Consider the following 13,707-nt stretch of genomic DNA (forward strand, 5'->3'; position numbering starts at 1 on the left):
CAGCGCTAGCCGCTGACGATAACCTTCTCGCGGAGCTCCTTCGGCATGGAGAAGGTAATGGTCTCTTCGCGCCCGGCGAGCTCCTGCGGCGCCGTGGCACCCAGTGACTGTAGCCGCTCGATCACCCCTTTGACCAGCACCTCGGGCGCGCTGGCCCCAGCGGTAATACCAATCTGGGCAACGCCTTTAAGCCACGCCGGGTCGATCTGCTCGGCGTTGTCGATGAGGTAGGCAGGCGTGCCCATACGCTCGGAAAGCTCGCGCAGGCGGTTGGAGTTGGAGCTATTGGGACTGCCCACGACCAGCACCAAGTCGCTCTCGGCGGCAAGTTCGCGCACGGCATCCTGGCGGTTCTGGGTGGCGTAGCAGATGTCGTCCTTACGCGGGCCGTGGATCTCGGGAAACTTCTCGCGCAGGGCGTCGATCACCTTGGCGGTATCGTCCATGGAGAGCGTGGTCTGGGTGACGAAAGAGAGGGTGGCAGGGTCGTTGACCTCGAGCTTCGCTACGTCCTCTTCGTCCTCGACGAGGTAGATATGCCCGCCGAAGGAGGTGTCATAGCGCCCCATCGTCCCCTCCACCTCTGGGTGGCCTTCATGGCCGATCAAAATGCACTCCTGACCGCGCTTGGCGTAGCGCAGTACCTCCATGTGCACCTTGGTGACCAGGGGGCAGGTGGCGTCGAAGACCTTGAGACCGCGCTGGGCCGCGTCATCCTGCACCGCGCGCGAAACGCCGTGAGCCGAGAAGATGACGATGACGTCGTTGGGCACCTCGTCGAGCTCCTCGACGAAGACGGCACCGCGCTCGCGCAGCGTCTCGACCACGAAGCGGTTGTGCACCACTTCATGGCGTACGTAGATGGGCGGGCCGAAGACGTCCAGCGCCCGATTGACGATATCGATGGCGCGATCAACACCAGCACAGAAGCCACGCGGATTGGCCAGCTTGATCTGTACGGGTTGCGTCTGCGTCGATTGCGGTTGCGTCGGTTGCATTTGCATAGAGCACCTTGATGCGCCGGGCATCGCTTGAGCCAAGCTAGTGGGTCGTGGCCGGTTTGACGTCGATCACTTCGACCTCGAAGGTCAGCGTGCGGCCCGCCAGAGGGTGATTGAAATCGACCTCGACGCGCTCGCCTTCCACGCTTTTGACCACGCCTGGCAGTTCCGTTCCCGCTTTGTCGGCAAACGACATCACCATGCCGGGTTCGGGCGTTTCATCGCCAAAATCCGCCACTTTGAGCAACTGTATGTTTTGCGGGTTGTGCTGACCGAAACCGTGCTCGGGGGTAATGGTGAAGCTCCCCTGCTCTCCTGCGGCCATGCCCTTGATGGGATTTTCGAAGCCGGGCGGCAGATTGCCATCGCCGAACTGGAAGGTCGCTGGAGCCTTCTCCTTGGTCGAGTCGACGACCGTTGCGTCTTCCAGCTTGACGGTGAAGTGAAGGGTCACTTCCATGCCGTCACCGATGCGATATTCGCTCATGTTACTCCTCATTCTGCTGACTGGGCAGCGGCCCGGGCCTTGCGTCGGCGGTCGCCCATGAACGACTCCCAAATCAGCCCGATGGCGCCCAGCGTAATACCGATGTCGGCTACGTTAAAGGCCGGGTAGTACCAGCCCGCTACGTGAAACGAGAGAAAATCGACCACGTAGCCATGAATCAAACGATCGTAGAGATTGCCCAGAGCCCCGCCGATGATCAGCGGCAGCGAGATGGCCAAGAGCTTCTCGTCATAGCGAATACGCGAAAGCCACACCGTAAGCCCCACGCTCGCGCCAATGGCGATGGCCGCGAACAGCCAGCGCTGCCAGCCGGGATGGCTGGCAAGAAAGCTGAACGCGGCCCCGGTGTTGTGCATCAAGCGTAGATCGAAAATGGGCAGCACGGCGAGCGGCCGGTTGTAATCCAGCATGTGACTAGCCAGATACTTGGTCGCTAAATCCAGGGCGATGACCGCCACTGCCAGCCACAGCCAGCGCAGCGGTTTGTTCATCGGGGGGCGCTCGCCCCCGGTAGCGCCCTGCGGCGCAACGGCGTTAGGCATAGCGGCGTACCTCGCCCGGCCCCTCGGGCAGGTTCAAAATCGAGCGCTCGCAGAGGGTGGGATGCTCGGGGTGCGTGCCCACGTCGGCGCGGCGCTCCCAGCTGCGCTCGCACTTCTCGAACTGGCTCGCCACGACCGCCACCTTGAGCCCGTCGAGCTCGCTGTGCGCCGAGGCATCGGCATCCGCCAGCGGCGCCAGCGTAGCGTTGGAGGTGATCAGCACGAAGCGCAGCTCATCGCCCAAACGCGACAGCAGCGCGTTGAGCGTATCGTCGACGTAGAGGGTCACTTCGCTGTCTAGCGAGCCCTTGATCGCGCCCTCGTTACGCGCTTCTTCCAGGCGCTTGTTGACCGCCTGCTTGACCTCGAGCACTCGCTCCCAAAAAGCCCGTCCCATTTCGGCGTTCTCCGGCAGGGCAACGAGGCCTGCGTAGTAGGTTTCGAGAAGCACGCTATCGCCGCGCTCGCCGGGAATATGCTCGTGAATCTCCTCGGCGGTGAAGGAGAGAATCGGCGCGACCCACCGGCTAAGCGCCTCGATGACGTGATAGAGCGCGCTTTGGCAGCTACGCCGGGCCAGCGAGTCGGTCTGGGTGGTGTACTGACGATCCTTGATGATATCCAGATAGAACCCGCCCAGATCGCGAGCGCAGAAGTCGTGTACCTGCTGGTAGACGTCGCGGAAGCGATACTCGTTGTAGGCGCTTTCGATGCGTGTCTGCAGCTGCAGCGCACGGTCGACGATCCAGCGATCCAGCGCGATCATGTCGTCGAAGGCGACCATGTTGGTGGCCGGATCGAAGCCGTTCAGGTTACCCAGCAAAAAGCGCGCGGTATTGCGAATACGGCGGTAAACGTCGGCGGTGCGCTTCAGGATTTCGTCGGATACCGCCATTTCGCCGGAGTAGTCCGTCGAGGCGACCCACAGACGCAGGATGTCGGCGCCGAGCTTGTCCATCACCGCCTGGGGAGCAACGACGTTACCCAGCGACTTCGACTGCTTGCGCCCTTGGGCATCGACGGTGAAGCCGTGGGTCAGAAGCTGACGATAGGGCGCGTGGCCATCGATGGCCGAGCCGGTCAGTAGCGACGAGTGGAACCAGCCACGGTGCTGATCCGAACCTTCGAGGTAGAGATCCGCCCGCGGACCGCTCTCGTGGCCTTGCGGGTGTGAGCCTCGGAGCACGTGGCGATGGGTGGTGCCGGAGTCGAACCACACGTCCAGGGTGTCGGTGACCTTGTCGTAGTCGTTTGCTTCGCTGCCGAGCAGAACCGCCGGGTCGAGGCGGAACCAGGCATCGATGCCCTCCTCTTCGACGCGCTTGGCGACCTCTTCCATCAGTTCGACGGTACGCGGATGCAGCTCACCGCTCTGCTTGTGCAAAAAGAACGGGATCGGCACGCCCCAGTTACGCTGACGCGAGATGCACCAGTCCGGGCGGTTGGCGATCATGCTGTGCAGCCGCGCCTTGCCCCAGGCCGGGGTGAACTGGGTCGCTTCGATCCCCTCCAGCGCCCGCTCGCGCAGCGTGCGGCCATCCTTGCCCTGGATGTCCATGCCGACGAACCACTGCGCCGTGGCCCGGTAGATCACCGGCGTCTTGTGGCGCCAGCAGTGCATGTAGCTGTGGGTGATCGTTTTGTGCGCCATCAGAGCGCCCACCTCAGCCAGCTTCTCGACGATATGGGGGTTGGCCTTCCAGATCATCTGACCGCCGAAGTAAGGCAGATCGTCGATATAGACGCCGTTGCCCTGCACGGGGTTGAGCATATCGTCGAAGCCCATGCCGTAGGCGCGGCAGGTGTTGAAGTCATCCACGCCATAAGAGGGTGCGGAGTGCACGATACCGGTACTGCCGACTTCACTTTCGACGTAGTCGGCCAGATACACCGGCGAGAGGCGATCATAGAATGGATGACGGAAGTTGATCAGATCGAGCGTCTCGCCCTTGGCGGTAGCGATCACCTCGCCTTCGAGTCCGAAGCGCTCGAGGCAGCTCTCGACCAGCTCCTCGGCCAGCAGCAGCAGACGCTCACCGGTATCTACCAGAGCGTAGGTGAACTCGGGGTGGACGTTGAGCGCCTGGTTGGCGGGGATGGTCCAGGGCGTGGTGGTCCAGATCACGACGGCGGCGGGTTTGGGTAGCGTGGCGAGGCCAAAGGCCGCCGCCAGCTTGTCGGCATCATCGACCGGGAAGGCAACGTCGATGGCGTCGGACTTCTTGTCCTGATACTCCACCTCCGCTTCGGCCAGGGCCGAACCGCAGTCGAAGCACCAGTTGACCGGCTTCAAGCCTTTGAAGACGAAGCCCGCCTCGACCATGCTCGCCAACGCCCGAATCTCACCTGCCTCGTTGGCGAAATCCATGGTGCGGTAGGGATGCTCCCAGTCACCGATCACGCCCAGGCGCACGAAGTCCGCCAGTTGGGTTTCGACCTGGGCGGCGGCGTATTCGCGGCATAGCGCCCGGGCCTTCTCGGGCTCCAGATGCTTGCCGTGAGTGGTTTCCACCTTGTGCTCGATGGGCAGCCCGTGGCAGTCCCAGCCCGGCACGTAAGGCGCGTCGAAGCCTGCCAGGTTCTTCGACTTGACGATGATGTCCTTGAGAATCTTATTTAGCGCATGACCGATATGGATGCTGCCGTTGGCGTAAGGAGGGCCATCGTGCAGAACGAACAGCGGCGCGCCCGCGCGGGCCTGGCGCAGGCGCTGGTACAGGTTCATGTCCTGCCACTTGGAAACGCGCCCCGGCTCCTGCTTGGGCAGCATGCCGCGCATGGGGAAGTCGGTTTCGGGCAAGTTCAGCGTGTGCTTGTAATCCATAGGTCGGTCAGCCGTCGTTAGCATCGGCGGAAGCACCCGCCGAAGGGGAATCAGAGGAAAGAGCCTCACGCCCGAGCGGGGCCGAGGCCAGATCGAGCGTGATGAAACGGTCATTGGCGCCTGCCGCTAAATAGCGCCGCGCCTGGGCTTGATCGTGATGAATCTGCGCCTTGAGGGCGTCGAAATCGGCGAACTTCTTCTCGCCGCGCAGCCGCGCGCAGGGAAAGACGCGCAGACGCTGGCCGTAGAGATCGCCATCGAAATCGAACAAGTGCACTTCGAGCGTGGGTCGCGTCGCGCCTACCGTAGGGCGAAAGCCGACGTTAGCCACGCCCCCATAGCGCGCGCCATCTTCGAGCTCGGCAACCACGGCGAATACGCCGCGCAGTGTCAAGGGCATCGGTAGCAGCGGCAAGTTAGCGGTGGGCACGCCAATGGTGCGTCCTAGCTGCTGGTCGCGCACTACGCGACCCTCAAGCGAGTAGGCGCGCCCCAATAGGCGCGCGGCAGCAGCAAAGTTGCCGCTGGCAAGCAGCGTGCGCACGCGGGTGCTGGATACGCGCTCGTCTTCCAGCGTAAAGGTGCGGGTGTGCTCCACGGCAAACCCCTGCTCATGGCCCACCTCCGCCAGCAGGGTGAAGTCGCCGCTGCGATCGCAGCCAAAACGGAAATCATCCCCTACCACAAGATGCTTGACGCCCAAGCCCTCGACCAGCACTTGGTCGATGAAAGCGCGACCGGTGAGGCTTCGTAGCGCGTCGTTGAACGGCAAGCAGAGCACCTGTTCAGCGCCATGCTGGCCAAGCAAGCGCACTTTTTCGCGCAGCCGCGTCAGGCGCGGTGGCGCCTGATCGCCGGCGAAGAACTCCCGCGGCTGGGGCTCGAACACCACCACCGTTAGCGGCGCCCCCAGGCGCGTAGCGTGCTCGCGGCACTGCTGCAAAATCGCCTGGTGGCCCCGGTGCACGCCATCGAAGTTGCCGATGGTGGCGACCCCGCCGCGGTGTTCCGCTGTCAAGTTGTGCAGACCTCGAATGACGCGCATGGCACCTCAGCCGTTGTGTGTCGGCTTACCCCGCGCCCAGGGCAAGCATGGAATTACTCGATTATAACCAACCCGGCCCGCCGGGTGCAGGCCGCGCCCAACGCTTGGCTACGCCTGCATTCTCAAATGGCGCGGCCTAAGCCCCAAGAGCAAGAGCCAGGCGGCATAAATGCCCCCACCCAGCGCCACGAGCCCTAGCACGCTGCCCACCCGCTGCCACAGGCCAAAGGCGAGCCAACGGTGCCACTCGGGCGCGGCCCAGTAGAGCGCCACTGACATCAGTACGCTGCCACCCACGAGTTGGAGGGCAAAGCGCCCCCAGCCGGACTGGAACACCAAGACGCCCTGCTTATGCAGTAGATAGCCCAGAAGCCCTGCGTTCAAGAAAGCCGACAGCGCCGTTGCCAACGCCAAGCCCGCGTGAGCCAGCGGCCAAATCAGAATCAGGTTGAACACCATGTTGGCCACCATCGCCACGATGCCCACCTTGACCGGCGTCTTGGTGTCCTGGCGGGCGAAAAAGCCCGGTGCCAGCACCTTGATCAGCATGAAGGCGACGAGGCCAAAGGCGTAGGCGCGAAGGCTCATGGCGGCCATCTGGATATCGTTATCGGTCATCGCGCCGTAGTGAAACAGCGTAATCAAAAGCGGCTCGGCAAGCACGGCCAGCGCCAGCGCGGCAGGCAGGCCCACGAGCAGCACGATTCGCAGCGCCCAGTCGAGCATGGCAGCAAAGTGCGCGCCCGACTGCTCGGCGTGACGGCGCGACAACGCGGGCAAAATCACCGTAGCAATCGCCACCCCAAACACGCCCAGCGGCAGCTCCACCAAGCGATCCGAATAGTACAGCCAGGAGACGCTACCCGCGGCCAGCAGCGAAGCCAAAATGGTGTCGAGCAAGAGGTTGATCTGCGATACCGACACGCCGAAGAGCGCGGGCACCATCAACTTGAGAATGCGCCTCACCCCTTCGTGGGCAAAGTTCGGCCACGGCGTGGGTAAAAGCCCGAGGCGATAGAGAAACGGCACCTGAAACGCAAGCTGGGCCACTCCGGCAATCAACACCCCCCAAGCCAACGCCATGGCGGGCTCTTGCATCAGCGGCATCAAGAACAGCGCCGCGCCGATCAGCGATAGATTCAGCAGCACCGGTGTGAACGCCGGTACGGCAAAACGGCTCCAGGTATTGAGCACGCTGCCCGAAAAGGCAGTCAGCGAGATCAAAAGCAGATAGGGAAAGGTCAGCCGCAGCATATCGGCGGTCATAGCGAGCTTTTCCGGCTCGCGACCGAAACCGGGGGCAAACACCCAGATCAGCCAGGGCGCGGCGAGCATCGCCAGCGCCGTGACCAACGCCAGAATCGCCGTTAAGCTGCCCGCCACGGCATCGAGCAACGCGCGCACTTCTCGCCGATCCCGCCCCGAGGAGTACTCGGAGAGCACCGGCACGAAGGCCTGATTGAAGGCGCCCTCGGCAAACAGCCGCCGCAGAAAGTTGGGGATCTTGAAAGCGACGAAGAAGGCATCGGCCCCGTCGCCTGCCCCCAGCAGCATGGCCACGACGACATCGCGCACCAGCCCCATGACCCGCGATAGCATGGTCATGGCACTCACCACCAGCCCAGAGCGCATCAGTCCCCGGCGCGGCGGAGCAACGGTCGATTCAGATTCAGGGGAGCTTGCGGACATCGCGTCATCCACGCCCGAAGGCGTACCGTGTGGGCACAAAAAAACCGGCCGTAGCCGGTTTTTTTCAGGGCGCCTGCCGACTTACGCCGCCAGTGCCTTAATGCGCTTGTTCAAGCGGCTTTTCAGGCGCGCGGCTTTCTTCTTGGAAAGCACGTCCTTGTCAGCGATACGGTCGACGACCGGCTGCATCACTTTGAACTCTTCCATTGCCTTGCCATGGTCACCGGTGTTGATCGCACGGATCACACGCTTGATGTAGGTACGGACCATGCTGCGCTGGCTGGATTTCAGGACGCGACGCTGTTCGGCCTGACGGGCGCGCTTGCGAGCTTGCTTGCTGTTCGCCACAGATATCTCCTTGGAGAATGTTGGTTGCCGTCTCGCGACAACGAATTAACTAATTGATTCGAAAGGAATTTAATCCTTTCAAATAGTGCGACTGGCAGTTAAATTCAACACGTTTCAACTGCCCGCCCACGGGTCTTGTCTGAGAGGATGGCGTAGTCTATCACGCAGACCCCGCGCTTGCTAGCGTCTCGACCTCGAAGCCGACGATCTGGCGCTGCTCGAGGGAGAACTCCACCCCCACCAAGCGGATTGGCTGGCCCTGGTTCTTATACTTGTCGGCGTAGCCGCGTGCTTTGATCTGTGCGAGCGCCCGCCCTTCGGGCAGTTGCTCGACCACCTTGAACTCGAACAGATAGCGATGCCCAAACGCCTCGACAGCCATGTCTACCCGGCCGTGGTGGCTGGCGTCTTCTACGCTCACGCCGACGCCTAGAGCGGCAAAGTGGCTGTAGAATACGCTGGCGTAGTGACCCTCGTACTGGGCGATGGGATTGTTGCGGTACCAGTCGTGGGGGAGGCCTGCGTAGAGGGCTTTGAGATGCGCTTCAAGGCCTGCGAGATCGTGCTGACGTAGCACATCGATCAACCCCAACTGGTGGCGCTGCAGTTCGCTGTCACGCAAACCCAGCGCCGGTAGCAATAGTTCGTTGAGGCTACTTTCCACTTCCTGATTGGGAAAGCCCAGCGTATAGAGTTGGTAACCTACCAGCGGCTCTTCCACGGCTTTAATGGTTAGGTAGCCCGTCTGGAACAGCAGCCCTTCGGTGGTGATGTCATCGACATCGAAACGCCCAAGCAGTTGGGCCTTTGCCTGTAAGCGATCCAGCTGCGGGGTAAACACGCCACGCTGTTTCAAGAGATCGATTAGAAACGTCGGTGTCGCACTCTCGAACCAGTACGCCCCGAACTGACGCTTTTGAAATAGCAGCAGCACATCGAAGGGGTTATAGACCGCTGTGACCTCCTGCCCGCCCCAGCGATAGCCGTTATACCAGCTCTGGATATGCGTTCGATCGAGCCCCGGCAATTCGGGCGCGAAGACGCGGTCGATATCGGCATCGGTGTAGCCGCAAATCGTCGCGTAGGGAGCATCCAAAGTAATGTCGTTGAGGTTGTTAAGCCCCGAAAACAGACTCACCTTGCTGAATTTGGAAACCCCCGTTAGCAGCACAAAGCGTAAGTGCGGGTCGGCATCTTTGAGCACGCTATAAAGGTTCTTGAGCCCTTCGCGTAGCTCCCGGGCGCGCTCGGCGTCGAGGATGTTATCCAGAATCGGCTTGTCGTACTCGTCGATCAGTACCACTACGCGCTCGCCAAAGTGCTGATGCGCCTCGCGGATCAGCGCGGAGAACTCCCCAGGGATATCGGATGGGCGCGGCTCAGTTAGGCCCAGCCGCTCGCGCTGAATCAGCAACTGGTCACGAATGCGCACGTCCAGCGCTTCACGGTTGTGCACCACGCCATCGGCGAAGCTTAGCCGAATCACCGGATGCGTCTGCTGCCAGTCCCACTTGTCCTGAATATAGAGCCCGTCGAACAGCTCTTCGCGACCCTCGAAGAGGCAGCGCAAGGTATCGAGCAGCAGACTCTTGCCGAAACGGCGCGGGCGGGAGAGGAAATAGTATTTGCCCTCATCGATCAAGCGATGCAACAACGGCGTTTTATCGACGTAGTAGTAATCGTCTTCACGAATATCAGTGAAAGTCTGCACACCTATGGGCAGTTTTTGACGCTCACTGAATGCCATCATGCCTTGCCCCCTACTACGATGACGGTGACGAAACGCTACCACAATGTGCTAGGCAGCTGACTCGCGCCTATTCTCCTCGGACTTATTTCCACTCATCTCATTGCATTATCTAACATAAGAAAACCGGCTATAAGCCGGTTTTCGAACGCCGTATGAGAAAAGCAGTGCACTGCAAGTTAAGCGGTCAGCGTATCGCCTATGGAAAGACGCAGCTTTTTCATCGCGTTTTTCTCTAGCTGACGGATACGCTCGGCGCTAACCCCATAGACGTCAGCCAGATCGTGCAAGGTGGCCTTGTCTTCGGCGAGCCAGCGGCGCTGGAGTATGTCGCGGGAGCGATCGTCGAGCTCCTTGAGCGCCAATTGCAATCGACGCGTGGAGTCCTCTTCGAAGTCGCTGTCTTCGAGCTTTAGAGCAGGGTCGGCAGCAGCATCGTCGAGGAAATAAGCAGGCGCTTGATAAGCGCTCTCTTCATCGTCGTTAGGCGCGGCATCGTACCCGGCATCGAAGGCGGCTAAACGGCCTTCCATATCGCGTACGGTCTCGGGTTTGACGTCGAGATCCTTGGCGATAGCCGCCACTTCGTCGTTGTTCAGCCAAGCCAAGCGCTTCTTAGCGCTACGCAAGTTGAAGAAAAGTTTGCGCTGCGCTTTGGTCGTGGCAATTTTAACGATACGCCAGTTACGCAAGACGAATTCGTGAATTTCAGCCTTGATCCAGTGTACGGCAAAGGATACCAAGCGCACGCCCTGATTAGGGTCGAAGCGCTTGACGGCTTTCATTAGGCCAACGTTGCCTTCCTGAATGAGATCCGCCTGAGGCAAGCCGTAGCCCGAGTAGCTACGTGCGATATGCACAACGAAACGCAGATGTGAAAGCACCAGGCGCCGCGCGGCTTCGAGATCGCCATCGTCGTAAAGACGATAGGCCAACTCGCGCTCCTCCTCGGGGCTTAGTACGGCAATACCGTTAACCGCTTGGAGATAGCCGCCAAGATCGTTGCCGGGGGATAGCTGCCCAACCGGTAGAAGACTTGTGCTCATGTGCAGATGGTCTCCTCGATAACCTGTATCGGTGACCCGTTCAGAGTCGTGATGCTTCTACGACCTTAGCGGGCGAAGAAGGTTCCTTTCACGGCCGCCTCGAGCACGGCGACCGAACGATGATTAGCGTGGACGAATGCTGGCCAAGTGGCGTGATACGGCAAGCCAAGCGCCCAACCATCCAAGTAGTGTACTGCAAGAGAGCAGGATTGTTGAGCCTAAAAAATCGAGCGCAGGTAGCGAAAAACTAGCGCCATAGCTTGCCGCCAACGCGGCGACGGGCAGCGACAGCCAATGGTTGCCCAGGGTCAACAACCCCATCGCCAACAGACCGCCACCCAGCCCGTACCAGGCGCCGCTATAAAGAAACGGCCGACGCACGAAGGCATGGGTGGCGCCAATCAGCATGACCACCTCGATCTCGCGACGTCGACTCTCCACGGCGAGCCGAATGGTATTACCGACCACCAGCAGTACGCCAAGGCCAAACAGCGCCCCTAGCGCTAGCGCCACGCGGCGCCCAAGCTCGGCCAGATGACGCAGCCGCTCGACCCAGGCAAGATCGAGCCGCGCCTCCTCGACCCCGGCAAGTTCACCCAGCTCGGCAGCAAGTTGTTCCATCGAGGTAGGCTCGACGGACCGAGGGCGCACTACGATGCTTGCAGGAAGCGGGTTCTCCTCGAGCCCGGTCAGGGCGTCTTCGAGCCCGAGCGATCGCTGAAACTCGGCCATTCCCTCTTCGGGGTCTATTAGCCGCGTCGAGATTACCCCGGCGTTGGCATGAAGCGCCTCATCAATCCGTCCAGCCTCAGCCACGCTAACACCGTGATCGAGATAGAGCGTCATGGTGGCGCTCTCTTCGAGTTCGGCGTCGAGCAACCGAGCGCTATCCAGCGTCAGCCACAGTGCCGCAGGCAGCACCAGGGCGATGGCGATGGCCAGCATGGTCAACAGATTGCCCAGTGGCGTGCGTACCAGGCGCTGTAGGCTATCCAGCGCCATAGCCCGATGGTGCCGTCCCCAGGCGCGTAGGCGGCTCGACCTACGCGGCCCCTGGGTGCGCGCAGGTCGCGGCGCAGCAGCGCTGGTGGGACGGGTACGCGTGCGCTTCGTCTTGACGACCTTGGGCGCGGCGCCCTGGGAGCGACGTGGCGTGGTGGATGGTTTGGATTTCATGCCGCCCCCTCGTCGGCCACTAGGCGACCGTCGCGTAGCCGCAGGATGCGATGGCGTAGGCGTGCGATCAGCGCCAAGTCGTGACTGGCGATCATCACTGTGGTGCCGATGCGATTGAAGTCTTCGAACAGCCCCATGATGTCGGCAGAGAGCTGAGGATCGAGATTGCCGGTCGGCTCGTCGGCGAGCAGCATGGCGGGCTTGTTGACCACCGCGCGGGCGATGCCCACGCGCTGCTGCTCGCCGCCGGAGAGCTCGATGGGTAACGCCTTCTCGCGGTGCAAGAGGCCAACCTTATCGAGCGCGGCGCGCACTCGCCGCGCTGCCTCGCGCGGTTCGACGCCCTGGATCTCTAGCGGCAGCGAGACGTTATGGAAGATATTGCGATCAAAGAGCAGCTGGTGATCCTGAAAGACCACGCCGATTTGACGGCGATAGAACGGCACTTGGCCAGCATGGAGCTTAGCGATGTCGTGCCCGGCGACCAGCACCCGGCCCCGCGAAGGCGTCTCTAAGCGCATGATCAAGCGCAAAAGAGAGCTCTTACCCGCGCCCGAGTGCCCGGTGAGAAACACCATTTCGCCCCGCTCGATGCGAAAATCGAGGTTGGCTAGCGCTTCGAAGCGCCCTCCATAGCGCTTGCCGACATGTTCGAAGGCAATCATGCGTCCGTTGTGTCCCCCTGCTGATCGAACAGGGCCTTGACGAAGTCGTTCGCCTCAAAGGGGCGTAGGTCATCGAGCCCCTCGCCTACGCCGATGAAGCGAATGGGCGTATCGAGCTGCTTGGCCAAGGCGAAGATGATGCCACCTTTCGCCGTACCGTCGAGCTTGGTCAGCGTGATACCGCTAATGGGTACCGCCTCGTTGAAGGTGCTGGCCTGGGAGATGGCGTTCTGGCCGGTACCGGCATCGAGCACCAGCATGACCTCGTGGGGTGCGCTGGCGTCGAGCTTTTGCATCACGCGATGAACCTTCTTGAGCTCTTCCATCAAGTGGCTTTTGTTATGCAGCCGCCCGGCGGTATCGGCGATCAATACATCGACGCCGCGCGCCTTGGCAGCGGCAACCGCGTCGTAGATCACCGAGGCGCTATCGGCGCCGGTATGCTGGGCGATGACCGGCACCTGATTGCGCTCGCCCCACACCTTGAGCTGCTCGACCGCCGCCGCACGGAAGGTATCGCCTGCCGCTAGCATGACCTTCTTGCCTTCGCGCTGGAAACGCTGGGTCAGCTTACCGATGGTAGTCGTCTTGCCGACGCCGTTGACGCCAACCACCAGAATGACGAAAGGCCCATCGCCTGCCTTATCGAAGCTCAGCGGCGTAGCCACCGGCGACAGCATGGCGCCGAGCTCCTCCTGCAAACCGCGATAGAGCGCCTGGGGGTCCTTCAGCTCCTTTCGCGAGACGCGCGCTTGTAAACGCTCGATGATCTCGCTGGTGGCATCGATACCCACATCGGCCATCAGCAGTTGGGTTTCGAGATCTTCCAGCAGCTCGTCGTCGATCTGCTTTTTACCCAGAAACAGATCGGCGAGGCCGTCGGTGAGGTTAGCGCGCGTTTTTCCGAGCCCCGAGCGAATACGCGCGAACCAGCCGCGCTTTTCGCTTTTGTCGGCGCCGGGTTTTTCTTGAAGCGCAGGCTTATCTGGCTCTGGCTCTGGCTCTGGCTCTGGCTCTGGCTCTGGCTCTGGCTCTGGCTCTGGCTCTGGCTCTGGCTCTGGCTCTGGCTCTGGCTCTGGCTCTGGCTCTGGCTCTGGCTCTGGCTCTGGCTCTGGA

At 61.6% G+C, this 13,707-nt stretch carries 12 protein-coding genes; all 12 read right to left on the reverse strand.

The annotated features are described in order from the left end of the window. Positions 1–5 precede the first annotated feature (5 nt). Positions 6–998 (reverse strand): 4-hydroxy-3-methylbut-2-enyl diphosphate reductase, encoded by a 993-nt coding sequence (gene ispH / locus LLY24_RS16085; protein WP_259037325.1) that lies wholly within the window; start codon positions 996–998, stop codon positions 6–8. Positions 999–1,041: 43 nt separating this feature from the next. Beyond that, positions 1,042–1,488: an FKBP-type peptidyl-prolyl cis-trans isomerase gene (fkpB, locus tag LLY24_RS16090; protein ID WP_259037326.1), complete on the reverse strand. Its 447-nt coding sequence runs from the start codon at positions 1,486–1,488 to the stop codon at positions 1,042–1,044. 8 nt (positions 1,489–1,496) lie between these two features. Further along, the gene (gene lspA, locus LLY24_RS16095) at positions 1,497–2,051 is read right to left on the reverse strand and encodes a signal peptidase II (protein ID WP_259037327.1); all 555 of its coding nucleotides are present in this window, start codon (positions 2,049–2,051) and stop codon (positions 1,497–1,499) included. After that, positions 2,044–4,875, reverse strand: coding sequence for an isoleucine--tRNA ligase (gene ileS / locus LLY24_RS16100; protein WP_259037328.1), 2,832 nt, complete (start codon positions 4,873–4,875; stop codon positions 2,044–2,046). Before ileS ends, lspA begins: the two co-directional genes overlap by 8 nt. A 7-nt stretch (positions 4,876–4,882) precedes the next feature. After that, entirely contained in the window at positions 4,883–5,920 is a 1,038-nt protein-coding gene (gene ribF / locus LLY24_RS16105; RefSeq protein ID WP_259037329.1) for a bifunctional riboflavin kinase/FAD synthetase, read from the reverse strand. Between the two features lie 108 nt (positions 5,921–6,028). Further along, entirely contained in the window at positions 6,029–7,609 is a 1,581-nt protein-coding gene (gene murJ, locus LLY24_RS16110; protein ID WP_259037330.1) for a murein biosynthesis integral membrane protein MurJ, read from the reverse strand. An 81-nt stretch (positions 7,610–7,690) separates the two neighbouring features. After that, entirely contained in the window at positions 7,691–7,957 is a 267-nt protein-coding gene (rpsT, locus tag LLY24_RS16115; RefSeq protein ID WP_259037331.1) for a 30S ribosomal protein S20, read from the reverse strand. Between the two features lie 160 nt (positions 7,958–8,117). After that, complete coding sequence (locus tag LLY24_RS16120; RefSeq protein WP_259037401.1) at positions 8,118–9,704, reverse strand: ATP-binding protein; 1,587 nt, start codon at positions 9,702–9,704, stop codon at positions 8,118–8,120. Between the two features lie 179 nt (positions 9,705–9,883). Next, positions 9,884–10,750 carry an RNA polymerase sigma factor RpoH gene (rpoH, locus tag LLY24_RS16125; RefSeq protein WP_259037332.1) on the reverse strand — a complete coding sequence of 289 codons (867 nt, stop codon included), beginning with the start codon at positions 10,748–10,750 and terminating at the stop codon, positions 9,884–9,886. Between the two features lie 123 nt (positions 10,751–10,873). Then, positions 10,874–11,926 (reverse strand): permease-like cell division protein FtsX, encoded by a 1,053-nt coding sequence (gene ftsX / locus LLY24_RS16130; RefSeq protein WP_259037333.1) that lies wholly within the window; start codon positions 11,924–11,926, stop codon positions 10,874–10,876. Next, positions 11,923–12,591: a cell division ATP-binding protein FtsE gene (gene ftsE, locus LLY24_RS16135; protein WP_259037334.1), complete on the reverse strand. Its 669-nt coding sequence runs from the start codon at positions 12,589–12,591 to the stop codon at positions 11,923–11,925. The genes ftsX and ftsE overlap by 4 nt, the downstream gene beginning before the upstream one ends. Further along, on the reverse strand, positions 12,588–13,707 hold a 1,120-nt coding region (ftsY, locus tag LLY24_RS16140; protein WP_259037335.1), incomplete at its 5' end, for a signal recognition particle-docking protein FtsY. The genes ftsE and ftsY, both read right to left, overlap by 4 nt.

This window comes from Halomonas dongshanensis, from assembly GCF_024790395.1.
GTDB classification, from domain to species: domain Bacteria; phylum Pseudomonadota; class Gammaproteobacteria; order Pseudomonadales; family Halomonadaceae; genus Vreelandella; species Vreelandella dongshanensis.